Below are 21,396 nucleotides of genomic sequence, written 5' to 3'. Positions count from 1 at the left end.
CGGAGGGACACCTATCCGCAGGTCGCTCCGTTCACCGTGAACGCGGTCGGGGCCGGGTTGCCGCCGGAGTGCGAGCCGTTGAACCCGATGCTCACCGACTGGCCCTTGGCCAGCGCGCCGTTCCACGGCATGTTCTTCGCGGTGACGTTCTTGCCGGACTGCGACCAGGTCGCCGACCAGCCCTGGGTCACCCGCTGGTCGCCGGGGAAGGCGAAGCCGAGCGACCAGTCCGTCCACGCCGACGAGCCGGTGTTCGTGATCGTCACCGACGCGGTGAACCCGTTGTTCCACGTGTGCGCCGAGTACACGACCTTGCAGCCTGCCGTCGAGACCGGCGCGGTCCGCACCGTCACCCGGGGCGACAGGGGCGAGGACTGGCCTGCGGTGTCCTTGGCCCGCACCGCGTAGGTGTACTCGGTGTTCGGGGTCAGGCCCGACAGCTGCGCCGTCGTGCCGCTCACCGTGGCCACGACCGCGATCGCGTCGCCCTGCACGCGCAGGACCTCATAGCCCGCCACGCCCTTGTCGTCGGTCGACGCTGGCCAGGTCAGGGTTAGGCCGGTGCTGGTCACCGCGGAGGCGACCGGCGTGCCCGGCGCGGTCGGCGGGGTGTCCTCGGCGGGCGGGTCGACGACGGCCTTCTCCGCCGTCCAGCCCGCCAGCCAGGCGAACGCCGAGTTCCAGTTGACCGTGACCTCGTTGAGCGAGTACGCCTCGATGTGGTCGACGAAGCACTTCTGCGGGGCGCAGCCGGGCAGCAGCCGGGCCGCGATCGGGTCCTGCAGGCCGCTGTTCGGACCGCCGGACAGCGCGCCCGGCGGGGCGATCGGCGTGCTCGGGTCGAGCTGGTTGGCCCAGTGCCGGTGGTGCACGTTCCGGACGGGACGCTCGCCGTAGCCGGTCACGTAGGAGTAGTCCACCGGGTTGCGGCCCAGCAGGTAGCCCAGCGTCTCGTACACGCCGTCGCGGTAGCGGTCGTCGCCGGTGAGGTCGTGGGCCAGGGCGATGACCACGCCGTTGTTGGCGATCAGGCCGTTGGAGCCCCACACGTACTCGCCGTTGCCCTCGCGGTACGGCGCGGGGTAGCCCATCGTGGCCATCTGGGCCAGGTGCGCGTCGGCGGTGTCGGTGATGACGCCCTCGATCGCGGCCAGGTCCGCGGCGGGCAGCCCGTTGTCCACCACGGTCAGGGTGATGTCGCCCAAGGCCGCGGTGGAGCCCCAGTCGAACCCGCGGGTGGTGATGCCCGCGCCCTTGTAGTGCGGCGAGGCCATGACGTCCGAGCGGTACCCGGCCTCGCCGGTCGTGGCGTACAGCTCCGCGGCGGCCCAGTAGAACTCGTCGGTCACGGTGCCGTCGCTGTACGAGCCGCCGCCGGTGCCGTCGTTCGGGTCGGCGATCTTGACCGGGTTGTTCTTCGCCGTCGAGTACGCGGTGCGCGCCGCGCTCAGGGCGCGGGCGGCGAACTCGGGGTCGATGTCGGCCCAGACGCGCGCGGCCTGCGCGGCCACCGCGGCCATGTTGAGCGTCGCCGCCGTGGAGACCGGCGCGAGGTAGCGGGCGCGCGGGTCGAGGTGCGGCATCATCGGCAGCCCGGTCCAGGCGTCGTCGTGCATCTTGTGGTGCACCCAGCCCGCGTTCACGCTGCCCGCCGGGGCCTGCATGCTCAGCAGGAACTCGACCTCCCAGCGCGCCTCGTCGAGCAGGTCGGACACGCCGTTGCCCTGCTCGGGGATGGCCAGGCTGCCGTCGGCGTAGGCGTCGAGGTCGCCGAAGGCCGCGGTCCGCTCGTACAGGTCGAGCAGCTGCCACGCCGAGATGCCGCCGTTGACCACGTACTTGCCGTGGTCGCCCGCGTCGTACCAGCCGCCGCTGACGTCGAGGCTGTAGGAGCAGCCGGTGTTCGGGCGGCACGGCACGGAGGTGTCGCCCTGGTTGGGGGCGACGCCGATGTGGCCAGCGGGCCGGGCGTGCTCCGCGCCGACGTACTGCGCCTCGATCTCGATGCCGCTGCGGTTGTGGTAGAAGTACGCCAGCGACGCCTCGCGCAGGGACTGGATCTCCTCCACGCCGATGTCGAACGGCTTGCTCACGTCGTCGCCCACGGCGATCGTGTAGCCGGCGCCGGGGGTCTCGAAGTCGGAGAAGTCGATGACGTGCACCGACTCGCCCGCGAGCGGGTCGTTTCCGCGCGGGGTGGTCTGCCCGGTCGCCACCGGCTGACCGGCGGCGTTGCGCAGGGTCCACGCCAGCGGGGTCGTCGAGTCCGAGGTCACGCTGGCCCGCTTGGCCGCGCTCGGCACGTAGGCCACCTGGTTGACCTTGATCGGCGGCGCCTCCTCCGGCGTCCCGCCCGGCGGGACGACGCCGCCGATGAGCGAGACGTTGTCCAGGCAGAAGGTGTTGGGCTCGGCCTGCCCGCCCAGGTGGAAGGTCACCTGGCCGCTGCCTGCCTCCGGGAAGTCCAGTGTGGACGTGAAGGTGAAGGAGAAGGTCTGCTTCACGCTGGTGACCGCGAAGGTCTGCCGCGCGATCTCCCGGTAGGGCGCGACGCCCTCGCCTGCGCCCGCGCCGACCGGCTGCGGCCGGGTGGCGTGCGCGTCGAAGGTCAGGGTGTAGGACTGGCCCGCCTCGAACGGCACGCCGTTCTGCCCGACGAGGGCGTCCCACGGGTTCACGGTGCCGCCGGGGACCTCGGTGCAGAACTCGCCGTCGACGACGCGGCCCGTGGTGCCGGTGCCGTTCCAGAACGGGTCCGGCGTGCTCCCGGTGAACTCACCGCCCACGATCCGCTCGTACGGCGGGTCGGCGAAGGCGGGCAGCGCGGTCACGACCGTGCCCGCGACCAGGGTCGCCGTCGCGGCCACCCCGATCCGCGCCAGTCTGCGCCTCTGGCTCGAAACCATCGACAAACTCCTTGCCTAACGGCACATCGACGTGCCGTGCCGTCCACTCCGACGGCGTGGGACATGGCGTTGGGAGCGCTCTCAGTTTCGAGAGCATAGGCGCACTGACACGCGGATGTATAGAGGGCGTTACCGAGCGGCGTCGCCCAGCAGCGCCGCGATGCGCTGCATCCGCGCGTCGGCCAGCAGCTCGTGGACGTCCGGGCGGAGCCGGATTCGCCAGTTGGGGTACTCGTCGACGGTGCCCGGCAGGTTGGGCTGGCGGGTGTCGCCGATGACGTCGGTCGGCGCGGCGAGCACCAGGTCGCACGGGGTGCGCGCGAGCAGTTCGTGCAGCGCGAGGACGCGGTCGTCGTCCGTCAGGCCCTCGGCGGCGAGCAGGTCGAGCAGGTCGTCGCGCTCCTGCCGCGCGCGCCTCGCCTCGGCGTCGGGGTCGTCGAGCAGGCCGAGGTCGGCGCGGACGCGGACGTGCTCGCCGGAGAGGAACCCCGCGGCGGTCGGCAGGTCGTGAGTGGACAGTGTGGCCACGGCGCGGGCGGGCCAGCGCTCCGGCGGCAGCGGCTTGCCGTCGTCGTCGCGCTCGAACCAGGCCACCGCGCACCCCAGCGCGCCGCGCTCGCGCAGTTCGGCGGAGACCTCGTCGGGCACGGTGCCCAGGTCCTCGCCGACGACGACCGCGCCCGCCCGGTGCGCCTCCAGCGCGAGCACGCCCAGCATGGCGCGTCCGTCGTAGCGCACGTAGGTGCCGCGGTCCGGCGACTGCCCCGGCGGGATCCACCACAGCCGCCAGAGCCCGGCCACATGGTCGACGCGGATGCCGTCGCCGTGGGCGAGCACCGCGCGGATCATGTCGCGGAACGGCAGGTAGCCCTCGGCGGCGAGGCGGTCGGGGCGCAGCGGCGGCAGCGCCCAGTCCTGGCCCTTGGGGCTGAACGCGTCCGGCGGCGCGCCGACGGTGACGTCCGCGGCCAGCACGTCCTGCAGCGCCCACGCGTCCGCCCCGCCGGGGTCCACGCCCACCGGCAGGTCGTGCAGGATGCCGACGGCCATCCGGTGCGCGGCGGCGTGCGCGGAGGCCAGCTGGGCGGCGCACTCGCGCTGCACCCACACGTGGAAGGCGACCCGCTCGGCGAGTTCCCGGCGGGCGGCGGCGACCTCGGGCGAGTCGGGCCTGCGCAGGCCGTGCGGCCAGGTGCGCCAGTCGCCGCCGTGCCGCTCGGCCAGGGCGCAGAAGGTGGCGAACTCGCCGAGCGCGGCGTCGGGCTCGGGCACCTCGCGCGGCGCGAGCAGGGCCAGCGCCGCGGACTTCGCGCGCCACACGGCTTGGTAGTCGATCAGATCGTCGGGCTCGTCCGGCCGCAGCGCGAGCACGGCGGCGCGGGTGTCCGGGTCGGCGGCGCGGAACGCCTCGGTCTCGGTGACCGACAGCAGCAGCGGGTTGTGGAACCGCCTGCTCGACGGCGAGTACGGCGAGCGCTCCACCGGCTCGGTCGGGGTGATCGCGCCGACCGGGCTGACCAGCAGCGCGCCCGCGCCCTGCGCGGCCGTGCCCGCGGCGAAGGTCCGCAGGTCGGCGTAGTCGCCGATGCCCCAGGAGCGCTCGGAGTGCAGCGCGTACAGCTGCACCATCCACCCCCAGGCGCGCGGGACGGGGGTCAGCCGCGCGGGGGTGACCGCCAGCGGCGTCACCGTGTCGCCGCGGCGCAGCCGGTGCCAGCCGAGCGGCGCGTCGGCCGGGAGCACGCCGTCGACCGGGAGCGTCCCGCCGTCCTCCAGCAGGAGTTCGCCCTGTCCGAGGTGGACGGCGTCGCCCTGGGTCACCACGGTCGGCGTCGGGTCGGCAGGCGCGGCGGCGATGCTGGCGCTGATCTCGTCCGGGCTGCCCGCCGGGACGCCCAGCTGGGCCAGGACGGCGACGACGACCTCGGCGTCGACGTCGTGCCAGTCCCCCGCGCCGTCCTCGTAGCCGGTGGAGACGCCGTAGGCTGACGCCAGGGTGGCCAGGTCTTCGGTGATCACGGTGTCACGGTAGGGGCACGGCGGGCCACCCGCACCCGCGGAACACAAGGAGGCGCCGGTGCGCGTCACCATCGCCGAGATCGCCCGCCGCGCGCGGGTCAGCAAGACGACGGTCTCCCGCGTGCTCAACAACAAGGACGACGTCGACGCCGCCACCGCAGTCCGGGTGCGCGAGGTGATCGCCGCCACCGGCTACACCCCCAGCGCCCGCGCGGTCGGGCTCGCCCGGGGGCGCACGCAGACCGTCGGCATGTTCGTGCCCAGCCTGACGTGGCCGTGGATGGGCGAGGTGCTGCAGGGCGTCGCCGACGTCCTGGAGGCCCGCGGCTACGGGCTGCTGCTCAACACGATGAACCGGGGCGAGGAGTCGCTGGCCCAGTTCGCCCGCCACGTCAGCGCCAAGGCGTTCGACGGGCTGCTGCTCATCGCCCCGCCCGGCACCCTGGGCTACCTGACGGGCCTGCACGAGTCCGGCCTGCCGGTGGTCATGATCGACGACCGCGGCGACAACCCGGGCTTCCCGTCCGTGGCCACCACCAACCGCGACGGCGCGGCCGACGCCGCCCGCCATCTGCTGGCGCTGGGCCGCGAGCGGCTGGCGCTGATCACCGGCCCGGCCGAGTTCGGCTGCACCCACGCCCGCACCGAGGGCTTCACCGAGACGCTGTCCGCCCGCGGCCTGCCCGCCGCCCTGGTCGTCGAGGGCGATTTCACCCGCGAGAGCGGCCGGGCCGCCATCGAGGGCCTGCTGGCCGAGGGCGTCGGCTTCGACGGCGTCTTCGCCCAGAACGACCACATGGCCATCGGCGCGCTCGACGCCCTGCGCGCGGCCGAGCTGAAGGTGCCGACGGACGTGGCGGTGGTCGGCTTCGACGACCTCGCCTGCCACACCGTGCCCGCGCTGACCACGATCCGCCAGCCGTCGAGGGAGATGGGCGAGGCCGCGGCCCGCCTCCTGCTGGGCCTCCTGGACGGCGAGCCGCCGCCCGAGGGACCGGTCGTGGTGCCGACGACCCTGGTCGTCCGCGAATCCGCGCCTTGACGCGACCGGCGACGGTTCGGTTCAATCAGTCCCGGAACCGGTTCCGGAACCGGTTCCACGCGCAGCCGGGCCCGCGGTACGCCGAGCCGCGGGCCCGCCCGCCGCACAATCCGGTGGAACGCGCCAGGGGCTCCCGCGCACTCCGCCGCCGCCACCCGCCAGCGCTCCGATGTGGACGATCCGGCCCGGGACGCGGGGCCGTTCAGTTCCGGGAAGCCAGGTACGCGCGCAGCGCGGTCAACGCGCGGTGCTGGACCAGGCGGACCGCCGCCGGGGTCATCGACAGGCGTTCGGCCACCTCGTCGGCGGAAAGGCCCTCGAGCAATCGCAGGCGCAGCACCTCGCGCTGCACCGGGGGCAGCGCGGCGATGGCGGTCCGCACCTCGGAGGTCGGGCGTGGACCGGGGATCGCGGGGCGCCTGCTCGAGGACAGTCGGGGCTTCCGCATGATCGGGAGACGGGGCCGGGGCATCCCCATGACGGGGGAATTCGGCGAAACTTCCCACCTTGCTCTCTTCGCACCCAGGTGCTCGCTCACGTGGACCTTGTCGGCCCGGTGTGGCAGGGTTCGCGGCGTGAGCGGACCCCTGGTGCTGTTGGACTCGGCGAGCCTGTACTTCCGGTCGTTCTACGCCGTCCCGGAGTCGATGACCTCACCCGACGGGGTGCCGGTCAACGCCGTGCGCGGGTTCGCGGGGATGGTCGCGCAGATCATCACCGAGCGGTCGCCCTCGCGGCTGGTGGCGTGCATGGACGCCGACTGGCGCCCGGCGTTCCGGGTCGCGGCGATCCCGAGCTACAAGGCGCAGCGGGTGGCCGACCCGGCCAACAACGTCGAGGAGGTGCCCGACACGCTCACCCCGCAGGTCCCGATCATCGTCGACCTGCTCGACGCCGCCGGGATCTGCATGGCCGAGTCCGCAGGCCACGAGGCCGACGACGTGATCGGCACGCTGGCCGCCCGGGAGAAGGCCGACCCGGTGGAGATCATCACCGGCGACCGCGACCTGTTCCAGTGCGTGCGCGACGAGCCCACGACCGTCCGCGTGGTGTACGTGGGTGCGGGCTGGCGCAAGAAGACCGTGATCGGCCCGGTCGAGCTGGCCGAGAAGTACGGCCTGCCGCCGGTCGGCTCCGCCTACGCCGACATGGCCGTGCTGCGCGGCGACCCGTCCGACGGCCTGCCCGGCATCACCGGCATCGGCGAGAAGACCGCCGCCCGGCTGATCACCAGGTTCGGCTCGCTGCAGGCTTTGGTCGACGCCGCCGCCGCGGGCTCGTCGGACGTGCCTCTGCGTGTGCGGCAGGCGTTCGAGCACGACGCGGACTACCTGGCGAAGGCGCCGCTGGTCGTCAAGGTCAACGAGGACGCCCTGATCACCGCGAGCTGCCCGGACGCGCTGCCCGGCGAGGTCGACGTCGACCGGATGCGCGCGCTCCAGGAGCGCTGGGACCTCGGCAGCTCCGTCGACCGCCTGATCGACGCGCTGACCGCGCCCTAGAAGTACGTCCCGCAGAAGGCGGGCCGCTCCAGCGCGAAGAGCCGGTCGAGGTGCGCGAGCGCGGCCGGGTCGTCGACCGTCACCCGGCCCGCCTCGGCCAGCGACGACCACGACCACGCGCCGAAGTAGAGCATCGCCAGCACCTCGACCCCAACGGACACGGCTGGCGCGTCGTCGCAGCGCTCGGCCTTGTCCGGGGTGATCCGGTAGCAGCCGTCGTTGCCGGGGCGGAACGGGTCGGCCACCTCGACCACCACCGGGTCGGCGTCGCCGTAGACCCGCGCGCCGAGCGCGGCGGGGACGTCGACCAGGCGCAGCCAGAGGTCGTCCACCACGTCCTCGATGGACACCGTGCGCGGGTCCGGCACCGCGACCGTCAGCGACTCGTCCAGCGGGCGCATGAACGCGCGCACGCAGCTGACGAGATCGATGCCCAGCAGGAACTCCCACAGCGCGTAGGCCACCGCGGGCGTCGCCGCGACGAAGTCCTCCACCGCGAGCGTGGTCGTGTCGGTGGGGTCGGCAGTCTCCGACGGCCGCCACGCCACGAACCCGTCGTCGCCGTCGTCACCGCTGTGCACGGCGACGACCAGGTTCTCGTTGACGCCCCACGCCCGCTCGTAGTTCACCCACCACTCCGGCGGGCGGGCGATCGATCCCACGCGGGACCGCCTGGCCCGGTCGTAGATCCCCGGCAGGCCGGGGAAACCCGGGTCGACGACGCGCACCGCGCCGCCGGTCGGCACCGAGGGCAGCAGCCGCGCGCCCCGGGCGGCGACGCGCAACGCGCGCGTGCCCACGCCGTATCCGAAGCGCCCGTAGATGACCGGCTCTGTCGCGTGCAGACCCGCGAACACCTCGCCGCGCTCGGCCACGTCGTCCACCTGCTCGCGCATCAGCGCCCGCAGCACGCCGCGCCGCCGGAAGTCCGTGCGCACGCCGACGCGCGTCACCGCGGCCATCGGCAGCGTCGCGCCGCCGGGGACGACGAGATCGGACGACCAGGCCAGCGCCGTGCCGACCATTCGGCCGTCGACGAAGGCGCCGAGCGTGCGGCCGGGCTCGAAGGAGCGGCCGCTGAACGCCCACTGGTCGGCCGACATCGGCCCCCGGTGCAGCGCGGCGCGGAACAGCGTGTGCGCCGCGCGGACCTCGTCGGCGGCGAGCGGTCGAACGTCGGGCAAAGGATCAGTCCGGCAGGTTGGGGTTGGCGACCTCGTACTGGCCGTTGGACTCGTCGCGGACGGTGATGTCCACCTGGAACTCCTGCCCGTCGTACTTGACGGTGCAGGTGAAGCGGTGGTCCTTCGTCACCGGCTCGCCCTCGGGGCAGGAGACCGACTCGATCTTGCCGTCGTCGGCGCCGTAGTCGTTGACCAGCACCGTCTTCACACCGTCCTGCACGGCGGTGTTGTCGAACACGCGCTTGTTGAACCAGCCCGGGGTCACGAAGCCGAGCACCACCACCGCGCCGACCGCGAGCACCACGACGGCGACGATGCCCCAGATCAGTCCGTTGGACTTCTTCTTCGGCTGCTGACCGGGGTACTGCTGCTGCTGGCCGTAGCCCGGGTACTGCTGCTGCTGCTCGCCGTACGGCTGCTGGTGCTGGTCCCCGTACGGCTGGTAGCCGCCGCCCGGGTACTGCTGCGTGGGCTGGGGCTGCTGCTGGCCGTACCCGTACTGGGGCTGGCCCTGCTGCGGGTACCCCTGCTGGGGGTAGCCCTGCGCCGGGAACCCGCCCGAGGGCGGGCCGGGCACCTGGCCGCCGCCATAGGGCTGCTGGCCCCACGGCTGCTGCGGGTCCTGTCCACCGGACGGCCCGTAAGGGCTGCTCATCGTTCGCCTCCGCCTGGTCTCGCGCGCCACCGCCCGGACTCCGACGCCCAGACACCACCTCGCGCGATCAAACCACAGCGACCCGCCCGCGTGTGCGGCGACCCGCTACGCCGAGGCCAACGCCACCACCCCGCGCCGGATCGCCTTCACCGCGGCGGCCGCGGCCGCCCCCACCGGGGCCTTCTCCCCCATCACGTCCCGGATCTGGTCGAGCAGATCGATCACCTGACGGCACCAGCGCACGAAGTCGCCCGCGGAGAGCTCCTGGCCAGCCGACTCGGCCGCGGTGATCACCTTCTCCAGCGACTCCCCGCGCACCCACCGGTACACCGTCCAGGCGAAACCGGCGTCCGGCTCGCGGGTGCGGTCCAGCCGGTGGTGCCGCTCGTCGGACTCCAGCTCGGCCCACAGCCGCGCCGTCGCGGTGAGCGCGTCGGTCACCGCCCCGCCGGGGACCCTGGCCTCCATCGGCCCGTCGCGGCGCGCCTCGAACACCAGCGCCGAGACGACCGCGGCCAGCTCGGCGGCGTCCAGCCCGTCCCACACCCCGTGCCGCAGGCACTCCGCGGCCAGCAGGTCGGACTCGCTGTAGAGCCGGGACAGCCGCTTGCCGTGCTCGGTCACCACCTGCTCGCCGGGCCGCTCGTCGTCCGCGGCCAGGTAGCCGCGCTGGGCAAGCAGCGCCCGGATCCGGTCGAACTGCCGGGCCAGCGAGTGCGTGGTCGCCGCGACCTTGCGCGCCACCTGGTCGGTCTCGGCACGCAACCGGTGATAGCGCTCGCCCCAGCGGGCGTGCGCCTCCCGGTCCGGGCACCCGTGGCAGGGGTGCGCGCGCAGCGCCCGCCGCAGCGCCAGCAGCTCGCTGTCCTCGTCGGCCCCGGTCCGCCGCTTGCCGCGCCCGGGCGCCTCGATCCCGGTGGCCCGCAGCGACGAGGCCAGGTCCCGCCGCGACTTGGGCGAGCGGATGTCGACCTGCTTCGGCAGCCGGACCCGGCCCAGCGGCTCGACCGGCGCGGGGAAGTCCGCCACCGACAGCCGTCCGGCCCACCGGTCCTCGGTCACCACCAGCGGCCGCGGCTCCCCCATCGGCTCGACGCCCGGGTCGATCACGATGGCCAGGCCCGAGCGCCTGCCCGCCGGGACGGCGATCACGTCGCCCTTGCGCAGCGCCTCGAGCGAGCGCGCCGTCTCCGCCCGCCGCGCCGCCGTGTTCTGCCTGGCCAGCTGCTTCTCCCGCTCGGAGATGCGCCGCCGCAGCTCGGCGTACTCGGCGAAGTCGCCGAGGTGGCAGGTCATCGACTCGGCGTAGCCCTCCAGCGCCTCCTTGTTGCGCTCCACCCGCCGGGCCAGCCCGACCACCGAGCGGTCGGCCTGGAACTGGGCGAAGGACTGCTCGAGGATCTCCCGCGCCTCCCGCACGCCGAGCCGGTCGACGAGGTTTATCGCCATGTTGTAGCCGGGCCGGAACGACGAGCGCAGCGGGTAGGTCCTGGTCGAGGCGAGCCCGCCGACGGCCTTGGGGTCGACGCCGGGCTGCCACAGCACGACGGCGTGGCCCTCCACGTCGATGCCCCGCCGCCCGGCGCGCCCGGTGAGCTGCGTGTACTCGCCCGGCGTCAGGTCGACGTGCGCCTCGCCGTTGTACTTGACCAGCCGCTCCAGCACGACCGTGCGCGCGGGCATGTTGATGCCCAGCGCCAGCGTCTCCGTGGCGAACACGGCCTTGACCAGCCCGCGCACGAACAGTTCCTCGACGGTCTCCTTGAACGCGGGCAGCAGCCCGGCGTGGTGCCCGGCGAACCCGCGCTCCAGCGCCTCCCGCCACTCCCAGAAGCCCAGCACGGTCAGGTCGGCGTCGGGCAGGTCCTTGGTGCGCCGCTCCACGATCCTGCGGACCTCGGCCACCTCGTCCTCGGTGTTGAGCCGCAGCCCGGACCGCACGCACTGGGTCACGGCCGCCTCGCAGCCCGCCCGGCTGAACACGAACACGATCGCCGGGAGCAGCCCTTCGGCGTCCAGCCGACCGATCACGTCGATCCGCGACGGCGGACGGAACCGCGACCGCGGCGCGCGCTCCGGCCTGCCGCCGCGCTGGCGCGGGGACCGCCACGGCGCGTGCATCCGGCCGACGTCCTCGACCCGGCGCAGCAGCTGCGGGTTGATCCGCGCGTCGGTCCCCGGCTCGCCGCCCGCGAACAGGTCCAGCATCCGGTTGCCCACCAGCATGTGCTGCCACAGCGGGACCGGGCGGTGCTCGTCGACGACCACCGTCGTGTCGCCGCGCACCTCGACCAGCCACTCGCCGAACTCCTCGGCGTTGCTGACCGTCGCCGACAGGCTGACCAGGGTGACCCACTCCGGCAGGTGCAGGATCACCTCCTCCCACACCGCGCCGCGGAAGCGGTCGGCGAGGTAGTGCACCTCGTCCATGACCACATAACCGAGGCCGTGCAGCGCCGAGGACTCGGCGTAGAGCATGTTGCGCAGCACCTCGGTCGTCATGACCACGATGGGCGCGCTGCCGTTGATGGCGGTGTCGCCCGTCAGCAGCCCGACCGACTTCGCACCGTAGCGGGCGGTCAGGTCGGCGAACTTCTGGTTCGACAGGGCCTTGATCGGCGTCGTGTAGAAGCACTTGCGGCCCTCGGTGAGCGCCAGGTGCACCGCGAACTCGCCCACCACGGTCTTGCCCGCGCCCGTCGGCGCGCACACCAGCACGCCGTGGCCGTCCTCCAGGGCGGCGCAGGCGTCGTGCTGGAACGGATCGAGCTCGAACGACAGCTCACCGGTGAAGTCGGTGAGCTTGGGGTGGCGGGCACGACGCCGGGATGCGGCGTACGCCTCGGCCGGAGAGGGGGTTGCACCAGCGGACACACCACCAGGCTTTCACACCTGGACGACACCTGCCTCAACCAATGACGGTCAACGCGCCGGGCACGCACTCGACGGTCGCCGGGAGCGGCCTGATCCGCTCGCCGTCGGCGTAGGCGATCCAGTCGTTGTCCCCGCCCAGCGACACCCGCCGCGCGCGCAGCGTCCGCACAGCGGGGTGATCGACGTGCCTGCCGGTGCGCAGGCCGGGCAGGATGCGCAGCAGGTCCAGCCGGGACGCCCGGCCGACCACGGTCACGTCCAGCAGCCCGTCCGCCGGGTCGGCGTCCGGGCAGACCGGGATGCCGCCGCCGTAGTACGGCGTGTTGCCCAGCGCGACCAGGACCGCGTCGAGCTCCATCCGGCCGTCGTCGGTGTCCACGACGAGCCGCTTGGGGCGCAGCGCGGCCAGCTCGGCCAGGATCGCCAGGTCGTAGCGGCGGCGGCCGTGCGGCCAGCGCATCCGGTTGACCCGCTCGTTGACCGCGGAGTCGAACCCCGCGCACAGCACCGTCGCGAACCACGGGCCGCCGTCGACCCGCCCCAGGTCCAGCTTGCGCGCCGCGCCCCGGCCCAGCGCCTCGACCAGCGCGTCCGCCGCCCTCAGCGACTCGGTCGGGCCGCCGAGCGCGCGGACCAGGTCGTTGCCCGTGCCCGCGGGGACCACGGCGAGCGCGACGTCGTGCTCGGCGCAGAACTGCACGCCCTGGTGCGCCGACCCGTCACCGCCGAGCACCACGACGAGGTCGAGACCGGCGTCGCGGGCCCGCAGCATCAGCGCCCGCGATTCCTCGACCGACGCCGCCGACACCACCGTGAGGTCGTCGACGACCGCCCGCAGCCGCCCGGCGACCGCGTCGGCCACCCGGCCCGCCGCGCCGTGCCCGGAGGCCGGGTGCACCGCAAGCGCCACGCGCATGAGCCCTCCCTCTACCGGTCGGTAACTCCACCAGACCGGCGCGGAAGACTCAAGTGACGTCGTCGAGGTCCCGCGCGGGCTCCACCGGCTTCACCGCGAGGTCGAGGTCGGACGCGGTGTCGAGGTCGGTCGCGTTCTCCGCGTCCTCCAGCGCCTCCCGCCTGGCCTTGCGGCGGTCGTGGACGCGCGCGATCTGCACCGCCACCTCGAACAGCACGGTCATCGCCGCCGCCAGCACGATCATCGACACCGGGTCCGTGCCCGGGGTCGCGACCGCGGCGAAGACGAACAGGCCGAAGATGATGAACCGCCGCCACTTCCTGAGGTTGGCGTACGGCAGCACCCCGACCCGGTTGAGCATCGTGATCAGCAGCGGCAGCAGGAAGCTGACGCCGAAGATCAGCAGCATGACCAGGACGAACGAGATGTAGTCCTGGGCGTTCAGCGCCGTGATGAACGCGTTGCCGCCGAAGCTGACCAGGACCTCGAGGCCCTCGGGGATGACGAAGAAGGCCAGCCAGCCGCCCGTGGCGAACAGCAGCGAGCCGATCAGCACGAACGTCAGCGCCAGCCTGCGCTCGCGGGCGTAGAGGCCCGGGGTGATGAACGCCCACACCTGGTACAGCCAGGCGGGCGACATCACGACCAGTCCGACGGCGATGCCCACCTTGAACTGCACCATGAAAGCCTCGAACGGCTTCGTCTGGAACAGCTGGCACTGCCCGGGGACCGGCTCGAACCGCACGTCCGTCGGCAGCGCGCAGTAGGGCGTCAGCAGGATGTCGCTGAGCGAGGGCACCGGCCCCAGCGGGACCATGAACCACACGAAGCCGAAGACGCCGCCGAGCAGGACGAAGAGGACCGCCAGGCCAAGCCGGTGCCGCAGCTCGTACAGGTGCTCCCGCAGCGACATCGTGCCGTCGGGGTTGTGCCGACGGCTGCGCAGCTTCCTCTGCTCGCGGCGCGCTGACCGGCGGGACTGATCACGCACCACCGTCAGTATCCGCTCAGCTGGCGTTCTTCTGCTGCTGGTCGACCTTGCGCTGCAGCTCGTCGATCTCCTTCTGCAGCTGCTCCGGGGTCTTCTCCGGCTTCGCGGCCGCCAGCTGCTGCGGGGCGGGGGCCTCCGCCTTCGCCGGGGCGTCGTCGTCCTCGTCCTTGCGCATGCCCTTGGTCTCGGCCTTCAGGATGCGCATGGACTGTCCGAGCGACCTCGCCATCTGCGGCATCTTGCGCGCCCCGAAGAGCAGCACGATCACCACCGCGATGATGAGGATCTCCCACGGTCCAAAGTTCACGGCCGACCTCCTGTCTCGCCTCGCTGGATCGATCCTACGCGCTGGCCGGGCGACCTCCGGTCGTCGATCGCCACCCGCAGCGCCGCGCCCCTGGCCCGCACCAGGCCCGACCGGTCGGCCAGACCCGCACCCGCCGCGCGCAGCGCGGCCCGCGTCCGGCCCGCCCGGCGGAGCACCGCGATCAGGGCCACGGCGAGGCACACCAGTGCGACCAGGATCAACGCGCTGAGCAGGAACGGCACATCCCGACTCTACCGGTGAGCGGATGACCGGGAAACCAACCAGGGGCGTCAGCCCAGCGAATCGATGCGCCGCACGGCGTCGGCAGCGCGGGCGCGCAGCGCGGCGGCCAGGGCCTCGGGCTCCTCCACGCGCACGTCGCCGCCGAGGCCGAGCAGCATGCGGGTCATCCAGGACTCGTCGGCGTAGCGCATGACCACGCGCTGCCGGTTGCCGGGCAGCTCCTCGACGTCGTCGACCGGGTAGTACTCCGACACCCAGCGCGCGTCCTGCTCCAGGACCAGGCGCGCGGTGCGCTGGTTGGGCTCGGGCTGGAAGAACCCGCCGGTCAGGTCGGTCGGGCGGGCGTGCGGCGGCGGGACCGACGGCTCGTCCAGCACGGTGACGTCATCGATGCGGTCGAGCCGGAACAGGCGCACCGCCTCGGCCCGCCTGCACCACGCCTCCAGGTAGCCGCGCCCCTCGACGATCATCGCCCGCATCGGGTCGACGACCCGCTGGGTCACCTCGTCCTTCGCCGCGGTGTAGTACGACATCCGCAGCGCCCGCTTGTCGCGCAGCGCCGACTGGACGGTCTCGCGCACCTCGGCCGTCGCCGCGCCCTCGCGGACGCCGAGCCCGACGGCGACGCCGGCGGGCTCCGCCTGGCCCGCGGCGGCCTCGATCTTGGCCAGCGCGCGCCGGATCGCGTCGGCGTCGGCGACGCCGGGGGTGTCGACCAGGGCGCGCAGGGCCACGAGCAGCGCGGTCGCCTCGGCGCCGGTGAGCCGCAGCGGCCTGCGCATCCCGGCGTCGAAGGTGACGGTGACGGTGTCCTCGTCGAAGGAGATGTCGATGAGGTCGCCGGGGCCGTAGCCGGGCAGGCCGCACATCCAGAGGAGTTCGAGGTCCTTGCGCAGCTGCTTGACGGTGACCCCGAAGTCGGCGGCGGCCTCGTCGATGCGGATGCCGGGGCGGGCGATGAAGTAGGGGACGAGCGCGAGCAGGCGCGGCAGCCGGTCCTGGGCGGCGGTCATCGGGCCTCCTCCGCCACGGCCAGCAGGCGCTCGCGGACGGCCTTGCGCAGCACGTCCGGGGCCAACACGACCACGTCGGGCCCGTATCCGGCGAGCCACTTGGCCGCCGAGTCCGGGTAGGCCAGGTCGAGCTCCACGACGTCCCCCTTCGCCCCGTCGATCTCCTGGGCGCCCACCACGGTGGCCCGCCTGCGCACCCCGGCGGCGCGGCCCTCGGCCACCCACAGCCGCACGGGCTGGCCGGGGCGCTGCTCGCTGTCGAACGAGGCGACGAACGCCATCAGGTTGACGCCGTCGGGCCTGCGGACCTGCCCCGGCTTCCCGACCTTGCCCACATCGCCGACGATGCGCGACAGCCGGAAGCAGCGCGGGGCGCCCCGGTCGCGGTCCTGGCCGACGACGTACCAGCGTCCGCGCCAGGAGACGACGCCCCAGGGCTCCAGCGTCCGGGTCCGCGCCTCGGGGCCGGAGGGCCTGCGGTAGTCGAAGGTCACCGCCTGGCTCGCCTCGACGGCGGCCAGCAGCGGGGCGAACGCGGGCTCGGTCGTCCTGACCTTGGGCTCCACGATGGCGTGCGGCGACTGGTGGACGTCGACCCCGGCGGCCCTGAGCTTGAGCAGCGCGCCGTGCGCGGCCCCGGTCAACTCCGGCGAGTCCCACAGCCGCACGGCCAACGCGACGGCGGCGGCCTCGTCCGGCTCCAGGTCGATCTCCCCGAGCTCGTAGTCCCGCCGCGCGATGCGGTAGCCGTCGACGGTGTCGAACATCGAGTTGCGGCCGACCTCCAGCGGGATGCCCAACTCCCGCAGTTCGGTCTTGTCCCGCTCGAAGGTCCGGAAGAACGCCTCATCAGAGGGCGCGTCGGCGTACCCGGGCACAATCCCCCGAATCCGCTCCGCACTGAGGTACTGCCGCGTCGACAACAGACACAGCACCAGATTCACCAAGCGCTCCGCGCGAGCAACGGACACCCGCGCACCCTAACGCGCCCCCCACCGGCCCCGACACCCAACACACCGAACATACGTGCGAACGATGCGGTAGTGTGCCCACCCACCCCTCCGGGCTGTGCTTTTTACCCCTTTCCGCCGCCCGCGCGCCTTACCGCGCGGCCTTCATGTGCGGGATATTCCAGATATCTTGATAGTGAATAGGGAGAAGTAGAAGAATGACGATAGAGGTGCCGAGGTGCCGAGGTGCCGAGGTGCCGAGGTGCCGAGGTGCCGAGGTGCCGAGGTGCCGAGGTGCCGAGGTGCCGAGGTGCCGAGGTGCCGCAGAGCCGCAGAGCCGCAGAGCCGCAGAGGTCAGGCCGCCACACGAGCACGGCACGAGAGGGTGGCGGGGCGGTTGCCCGGTCGAAGCGGGTGGGCGTGGCCGAGGGGCGCGGGTGGGGCCGGGACGCGGTCACCGGCCCTCACCACGAGATCAACGAGTCCCGAAGCGTCAGCTCTCGGCGGCCTCCCAGCGCGCCGGATCCGACGCGGACCATCTACTCACCTGTCAGGCCCGCCCCCATCACCTCACCCAACCGGAAGCGTCCGCACCACGTCCTCGGCGCCGTGTCCGGCACCCCCGCCTGCCAGCACTGCTCTCCCCACCTGCCCCCGGCCAGGACTACCCGCCACCTCCCCCAGACACAGAGAGGCCCCGGTGCGCAAGCACCAGGGCCTCCCGCGAACCATCGTCACAGCGACGCGATCAGGCGTTCCACCCGTTCGTCCACCGCTCGGAACGGGTCCTTGCAGAGGACCGTTCGCTGGGCCTGGTCATTCAGCTTCAGGTGGACCCAGTCGACCGTGAAGTCGCGCCCTGCCTGCTGCGCGGCCGCGATGAAGTCGCCGCGGAGCTTGGCTCGGGTGGTCTGGGGCGGGGTGTCCTTGGCGGCCTCGATCTCGCCGTCGTCGGTGACCCTGGCGACGAGGTCCTTGCGTTGGAGCAGGTCGAAGATGCCCCGGCCGCGGCGGATGTCGTGGTAGGCGAGGTCCAGTTGGGCGATCCGGGGGCTCGACAGGTCCAGGTCGTGCTTCGCCCGGTACCGCTCCACCAGCCGGTGCTTGATGGCCCAGTCGATCTCCCGATCGATCCGGGTCAGGTCCTGGGCCTCCACCGCGTCGAGCACGCGGCCCCACAGCTCGACCACGCGGTCGGCCAGGGGGTCGGGCGAGCGCCGGGCGACGTGCTCCACGGCCTTGGCGTAGTACTCGCGCTGGATGTCCAGCGCCGACGCCTCGCGCCCGCCCGCCAGGCGCACCAGGCGGCGGCCCGTCAGGTCGTGGCTGATCTCGCGGATGGCGCGGATCGGGTTGTCGAGGCTGAAGTCGCGGAACTGCACGCCCTCCTCGATCATCTCCAGCACCAGGTTCGCCGTGCCGACCTTCAGCAGCGTCGTCGGCTCCGCCATGTTGGAGTCGCCGACGATCACGTGCAGCCGCCGGTACCGCTCGGCGTCGGCGTGCGGCTCGTCGCGGGTGTTGATGATCGGCCGGGACCGGGTGGTGGCGCTGGAGACGCCCTCCCAGATGTGCTCGGCGCGCTGCGACAGGCAGTACACCGCCCCCCTCGGGGTCTGCAGCACCTTGCCCGCGCCGCAGATCAGCTGGCGGGTGACCAGGAACGGCAGCAGCACGTCGGCGATCCTTGAGAACTCCCCGGCCCGCGTGACCAGGAAGTTCTCGTGGCAGCCGTAGGAGTTGCCCGCCGAGTCGGTGTTGTTCTTGAACAGGTAGATGTCGCCGCCGATGCCCTCGTCGGCCAGCCGCCGCTCGGCGTCGACGAGCAGGTCCTCCAGGATCCGCTCGCCCGCCTTGTCGTGGGTGACGAGCTGCACGAGGTCGTCGCACTCGGCCGTGGCGTACTCCGGGTGGGAGCCGACGTCGAGGTAGAGTCGCGAGCCGTTGCGCAGGAACACGTTGGAGGAACGCCCCCACGACACCACCCGCCGGAACAGGTAGCGCGCGACCTCGTCCGGCGACAGCCTGCGCTGCCCGTGGAACGTACAGGTCACGCCGAATTCGGTCTCAATCCCGAAGATCCGCCGCTGCATCCCACCAGCCTAGGTCCTCGCACCGTCCAAAGCCGTGCGCCGTTCGGGTCGGCGCGTGTCTCACTCCGGACTCATTCGGCGTCCGACCGGCCCGTCCTGTTCAATCGCGACCGTGATGAGACACGTCCGGCGCTCGGCGCGGCAGGTCAACCGAGTCGACCGCGACCTGGTCATCCGCAGCGCGCACCTGCCGCCGACACCGGTCGACGCGGCGCTCACGTCGCTGTCGATGGCGGCGAACAAGAGCACCCTGTGGTTCGCGATCGCGACCATCCTGGGCGCGAAAAAAGGCAAGACCAGACGTGCCGCGCTGCGCGGGATCGGCGCGATCGCCATCGCCAGCGTGTCGGCGAACCTGGTCGGGAAGAACCTGTTCCCGCGCAGGCGCCCCGCCGCGGAGCTGCTGCCGATCTACCGCAGGCTGACCCCGCGGCCGACGAGCTCGTCGTTCCCCTCCGGACACGCCGCCTCCGCGGCGGCCTTCACCACCGCGCTGGCGCTCGAGCACAAGGGACTCGGCAGGCTCGTCGCCCCCCTGGCGGGCGCGGTCGCCTACTCGCGAGTCCACACCGGCGTGCACTGGCCGACCGACGTCATGGCGGGCGCGGCGATCGGCGTCGGCGCGGCCTACGCGACGCTGCACTGGTGGCCGCTCGGCCCGGAGCGCCCCGCCCGCACCGCGCACGCCGCCCGCGTGCCTGCCCTCGAGGACGGCGACGGCCTGCTGATCCTGGTCAACCCGAACGCGGGCATCGCGGGCGAGGACGCGACGGACGTGGTCAAGCAGCGCTGGCCGAGGGCCACGGTCGTGCACCCGCACCCGGGCGCGGACCTGGTAGAACAGCTCGCCGACGAGCTCACCCGGGGCCCGGCGGACATCCGCGCCGTGGGGGTCGCGGGCGGTGACGGCTCCGTCGCCGCGGTCGCCGCGGTGGCGGCCGAGTTCCGGCTGCCGCTGGTCGTGGTGCCCGCCGGGACGCTGAACCACTTCGCCCGCGACATCGGCGTGGCCGACGTCGACGCCGCGGCGGACGCGGTCGCCGGGGGCGAGGGCGTCGTGGTCGACCTGGCCGGGGTCGACATCGGCGGGGCGGGCGGCGGGCGGCACCGCTGGTTCGTCAACACCGCCAGCCTCGGCGGCTACCCGGAGATGGTGCGGCTGCGCGAGCGGCTGGAGGGGCGCGGCTGGCCGAAGTGGCCCGCCGCCGCGGTCGCCCTGCACCGCACGCTGCGCCGCGCCCAGCCGATCCGGCTGTCGCTGAACGGCCGCTCGCACCTGGTGTGGTGGCTGTTCGTGGGCAACGGCACCTACTCCCCCAAGGGCTTCGTGCCCACCCACCGCCCCGTGCTGGACTCGGGCCTGCTCGACGTGCGCTACCTGCGCGCCGACGTCCCGTACTCGCGGCTGCGGTTCGTGCTGGCCACGCTGACCAGGACCCTGCACACCAGCCACGTCTACCGCCAGCGCGACGCGGCCCAGCTGGACGTGGTGCTGCTCGACGACGTCGAGCGCAGGGTGGCCACCGACGGCGAGGTCGGGCCGTTGGGCAGCCGGTTCGTCTTCCGGTCCCGCCCGCAGGCCCTGTCGGTCTACCGGCCCATCGGGCAGGAGGACTGACCCACCCGGAACCGCCACCCCCTACCGAGCCGGTGGGCTCACCTCGGGCTGGATGGGGCTGTGCTTGTGCTCGGCCCACCACGCCGCGAACAGCGGGTTGGTGTCGGTCAGCTGGTCGTAGGCCTCCAGCAGCGACTTGGGCGCCTCCCGCGCGGCGTCGGCCAGGTTGCTGTCCTCGTGCCAGACCAGCACGATCTCCTGCAGCATCGGGTTGCCGACCAGGCCGCGGATCACCAGGCCGTTGCCCTCCCTGGCGACCGGCTTGGCCAGCGTCACCGCGCCCGCCTGCACCAGCGCCCTGGTGGTGGTCGAGTCCGACATCTGGTGGCGGATCCTCGGGGTGAACCCGCGCGCGGCGCAGGCGCGGACGAAGGCCAGCTGCTCGGTGCCCTCGGCGACCGGCGGCATCACCCAGTTCTCGTCGGCCAGCTCGGCGAGGTCGATGTCGCCGCGGTGGGCCAGCGGGTGGTTCTCGGCGAGCGCGACGAACAGCGGCGCGCGCAGCATCACGCGGGCGTGGACGTGGGCGGGCAGCGGCGTGCGGAAGCCGGGGTTCTCCTCCAGCACGGCGAAGTCGAGCTTGCGGTCGACCAGCTTGCGCAGCACCTCGGTCGGCTGGGTCTCGATCTCGATGGCGGCCTCGGCGCCGCCGAGCCGGTCGGCGATGGCGGTGGCGAACAGCGGCACGATCAGCCCGGGCGGCCCGCCCACCCGCACGACGCCGGTGGCCGTGGTGCTCTGCGTGCGCTGCTTGATCCCGGCCATCAGGTCGTCCACCTCGCCGAGCAGCAGGCGGGCGGTGGTGAGCACGTAGCTGCCCAGGTCGGTGGGCACGACGCCGGTCCCGGTGCGGGCGAACAGCAGGCCGCCGACGCGGCGTTCCAGCCGCTGGAGCTGGGCGGTCAGCGCCGGTTGCGACACCCCGAGCTGCACGGCTGCCTTGGACAGGCTCCCGGCGTCGGCGACGGCGCAGATGACTCGGAGATGACGCAGCTCCAGCTCGTTCACACGAGTGTTATGCCCCCTGTGGCGACGTTATGCAAATTCCGGGTGGCGTTTGGGAACAGTGCCACATTTCGCGCT

General features: G+C 73.1%; 17 protein-coding genes. 3 read left to right on the top strand and 14 right to left on the bottom strand.

What is annotated here, in order from left to right; genetic code table 11:
• Positions 1 to 11 precede the first annotated feature (11 nt).
• The gene (locus IEY98_RS29095; RefSeq protein WP_189213874.1) at positions 12 to 2,906 is read right to left on the bottom strand and encodes a glycoside hydrolase family 9 protein; all 2,895 of its coding nucleotides are present in this window, start codon (positions 2,904 to 2,906) and stop codon (positions 12 to 14) included.
• Positions 2,907 to 3,035: 129 nt separating this feature from the next.
• Positions 3,036 to 4,922 carry a 4-alpha-glucanotransferase gene (gene malQ, locus IEY98_RS29090; protein ID WP_229787712.1) on the bottom strand — a complete coding sequence of 629 codons (1,887 nt, stop codon included), beginning with the start codon at positions 4,920 to 4,922 and terminating at the stop codon, positions 3,036 to 3,038.
• Between the two features lie 61 nt (positions 4,923 to 4,983).
• Here malQ and IEY98_RS29085 point away from each other — a divergent pair, with 61 nt between their 5' ends.
• A complete protein-coding gene (locus IEY98_RS29085) occupies positions 4,984 to 5,967 on the top strand; it encodes a LacI family DNA-binding transcriptional regulator (RefSeq protein WP_189213872.1) in 984 nt (327 codons plus the stop codon).
• A gap of 202 nt (positions 5,968 to 6,169) precedes the next feature.
• On the opposite strand, the gene IEY98_RS29080 is transcribed toward IEY98_RS29085, so the two are convergent.
• Positions 6,170 to 6,415, bottom strand: coding sequence for an RNA polymerase sigma factor (locus IEY98_RS29080; RefSeq protein WP_229787669.1), 246 nt, complete (start codon positions 6,413 to 6,415; stop codon positions 6,170 to 6,172).
• 127 nt (positions 6,416 to 6,542) lie between these two features.
• Here IEY98_RS29080 and IEY98_RS29075 point away from each other — a divergent pair, with 127 nt between their 5' ends.
• Positions 6,543 to 7,469 carry a 5'-3' exonuclease gene (locus IEY98_RS29075; protein ID WP_229787667.1) on the top strand — a complete coding sequence of 309 codons (927 nt, stop codon included), beginning with the start codon at positions 6,543 to 6,545 and terminating at the stop codon, positions 7,467 to 7,469.
• Here the strand turns inward: IEY98_RS29075 and IEY98_RS29070 are convergent.
• From IEY98_RS29070 to pafA, 10 genes are all read right to left on the bottom strand, one after another.
• Complete coding sequence (locus IEY98_RS29070) at positions 7,466 to 8,653, bottom strand: GNAT family N-acetyltransferase (protein ID WP_189213869.1); 1,188 nt, start codon at positions 8,651 to 8,653, stop codon at positions 7,466 to 7,468. The genes IEY98_RS29075 and IEY98_RS29070 overlap by 4 nt on opposite strands.
• A gap of 4 nt (positions 8,654 to 8,657) precedes the next feature.
• Positions 8,658 to 9,308, bottom strand: coding sequence for a DUF4333 domain-containing protein (locus tag IEY98_RS29065; protein WP_189213868.1), 651 nt, complete (start codon positions 9,306 to 9,308; stop codon positions 8,658 to 8,660).
• A gap of 105 nt (positions 9,309 to 9,413) precedes the next feature.
• Positions 9,414 to 12,182 (bottom strand): DEAD/DEAH box helicase, encoded by a 2,769-nt coding sequence (locus IEY98_RS29060; protein WP_189213867.1) that lies wholly within the window; start codon positions 12,180 to 12,182, stop codon positions 9,414 to 9,416.
• Between the two features lie 34 nt (positions 12,183 to 12,216).
• On the bottom strand, positions 12,217 to 13,098 hold the full coding sequence (locus IEY98_RS29055; RefSeq protein WP_189213866.1) for a diacylglycerol/lipid kinase family protein: 882 nt from the start codon (positions 13,096 to 13,098) through the stop codon (positions 12,217 to 12,219).
• Between the two features lie 49 nt (positions 13,099 to 13,147).
• Positions 13,148 to 14,092 (bottom strand): twin-arginine translocase subunit TatC, encoded by a 945-nt coding sequence (gene tatC / locus IEY98_RS29050; RefSeq protein WP_373292486.1) that lies wholly within the window; start codon positions 14,090 to 14,092, stop codon positions 13,148 to 13,150.
• A 13-nt stretch (positions 14,093 to 14,105) separates the two neighbouring features.
• A complete protein-coding gene (tatA, locus tag IEY98_RS29045) occupies positions 14,106 to 14,396 on the bottom strand; it encodes a Sec-independent protein translocase subunit TatA (RefSeq protein WP_189213865.1) in 291 nt (96 codons plus the stop codon).
• A complete protein-coding gene (locus IEY98_RS29040) occupies positions 14,393 to 14,638 on the bottom strand; it encodes a hypothetical protein (RefSeq protein ID WP_189213864.1) in 246 nt (81 codons plus the stop codon). Before IEY98_RS29040 ends, tatA begins: the two co-directional genes overlap by 4 nt.
• Positions 14,639 to 14,686: 48 nt before the next feature.
• Complete coding sequence (locus IEY98_RS29035) at positions 14,687 to 15,652, bottom strand: helix-turn-helix transcriptional regulator (protein ID WP_189213863.1); 966 nt, start codon at positions 15,650 to 15,652, stop codon at positions 14,687 to 14,689.
• Positions 15,649 to 16,623: a helix-turn-helix transcriptional regulator gene (locus tag IEY98_RS29030; RefSeq protein WP_189213862.1), complete on the bottom strand. Its 975-nt coding sequence runs from the start codon at positions 16,621 to 16,623 to the stop codon at positions 15,649 to 15,651. Before IEY98_RS29030 ends, IEY98_RS29035 begins: the two co-directional genes overlap by 4 nt.
• A gap of 713 nt (positions 16,624 to 17,336) precedes the next feature.
• On the bottom strand, positions 17,337 to 18,695 hold the full coding sequence (gene pafA / locus IEY98_RS29025; RefSeq protein ID WP_189213861.1) for a Pup--protein ligase: 1,359 nt from the start codon (positions 18,693 to 18,695) through the stop codon (positions 17,337 to 17,339).
• A gap of 115 nt (positions 18,696 to 18,810) precedes the next feature.
• Between pafA and IEY98_RS29020 the strand changes: the two genes are divergently transcribed.
• Positions 18,811 to 20,313: a bifunctional phosphatase PAP2/diacylglycerol kinase family protein gene (locus tag IEY98_RS29020; protein WP_189213968.1), complete on the top strand. Its 1,503-nt coding sequence runs from the start codon at positions 18,811 to 18,813 to the stop codon at positions 20,311 to 20,313.
• A gap of 21 nt (positions 20,314 to 20,334) precedes the next feature.
• Here the strand turns inward: IEY98_RS29020 and IEY98_RS29015 are convergent, their stop codons facing one another.
• Positions 20,335 to 21,321 (bottom strand): LysR family transcriptional regulator, encoded by a 987-nt coding sequence (locus IEY98_RS29015; protein ID WP_189213860.1) that lies wholly within the window; start codon positions 21,319 to 21,321, stop codon positions 20,335 to 20,337.
• Positions 21,322 to 21,396 lie beyond the last annotated feature (75 nt).

It is taken from the genome of Actinokineospora fastidiosa, from assembly GCF_014648415.1.
Lineage (GTDB): Bacteria > Actinomycetota > Actinomycetes > Mycobacteriales > Pseudonocardiaceae > Actinokineospora > Actinokineospora fastidiosa.
This window is presented reverse-complemented; position numbering and strand designations above follow the sequence as displayed.

Bases quoted from the DNA above. Each gene is read 5' to 3' on its own strand.
- IEY98_RS29095 (WP_189213874.1), bottom strand. From the start codon at position 2,906: ATGGTTTCGAGCCAGAGGCGCAGACTGGCGCGGATCGGGGTGGCCGCG.
- IEY98_RS29080 (WP_229787669.1), bottom strand. From the start codon at position 6,415: ATGCGGAAGCCCCGACTGTCCTCGAGCAGGCGCCCCGCGATCCCCGGT.
- IEY98_RS29020 (WP_189213968.1), top strand. From the start codon at position 18,811: ATGAGACACGTCCGGCGCTCGGCGCGGCAGGTCAACCGAGTCGACCGC.
- IEY98_RS29065 (WP_189213868.1), bottom strand. From the start codon at position 9,308: ATGAGCAGCCCTTACGGGCCGTCCGGTGGACAGGACCCGCAGCAGCCG.
- IEY98_RS29055 (WP_189213866.1), bottom strand. From the start codon at position 13,098: ATGCGCGTGGCGCTTGCGGTGCACCCGGCCTCCGGGCACGGCGCGGCG.
- pafA (WP_189213861.1), bottom strand. From the start codon at position 18,695: ATGCAGCGGCGGATCTTCGGGATTGAGACCGAATTCGGCGTGACCTGT.
- IEY98_RS29035 (WP_189213863.1), bottom strand. From the start codon at position 15,652: ATGACCGCCGCCCAGGACCGGCTGCCGCGCCTGCTCGCGCTCGTCCCC.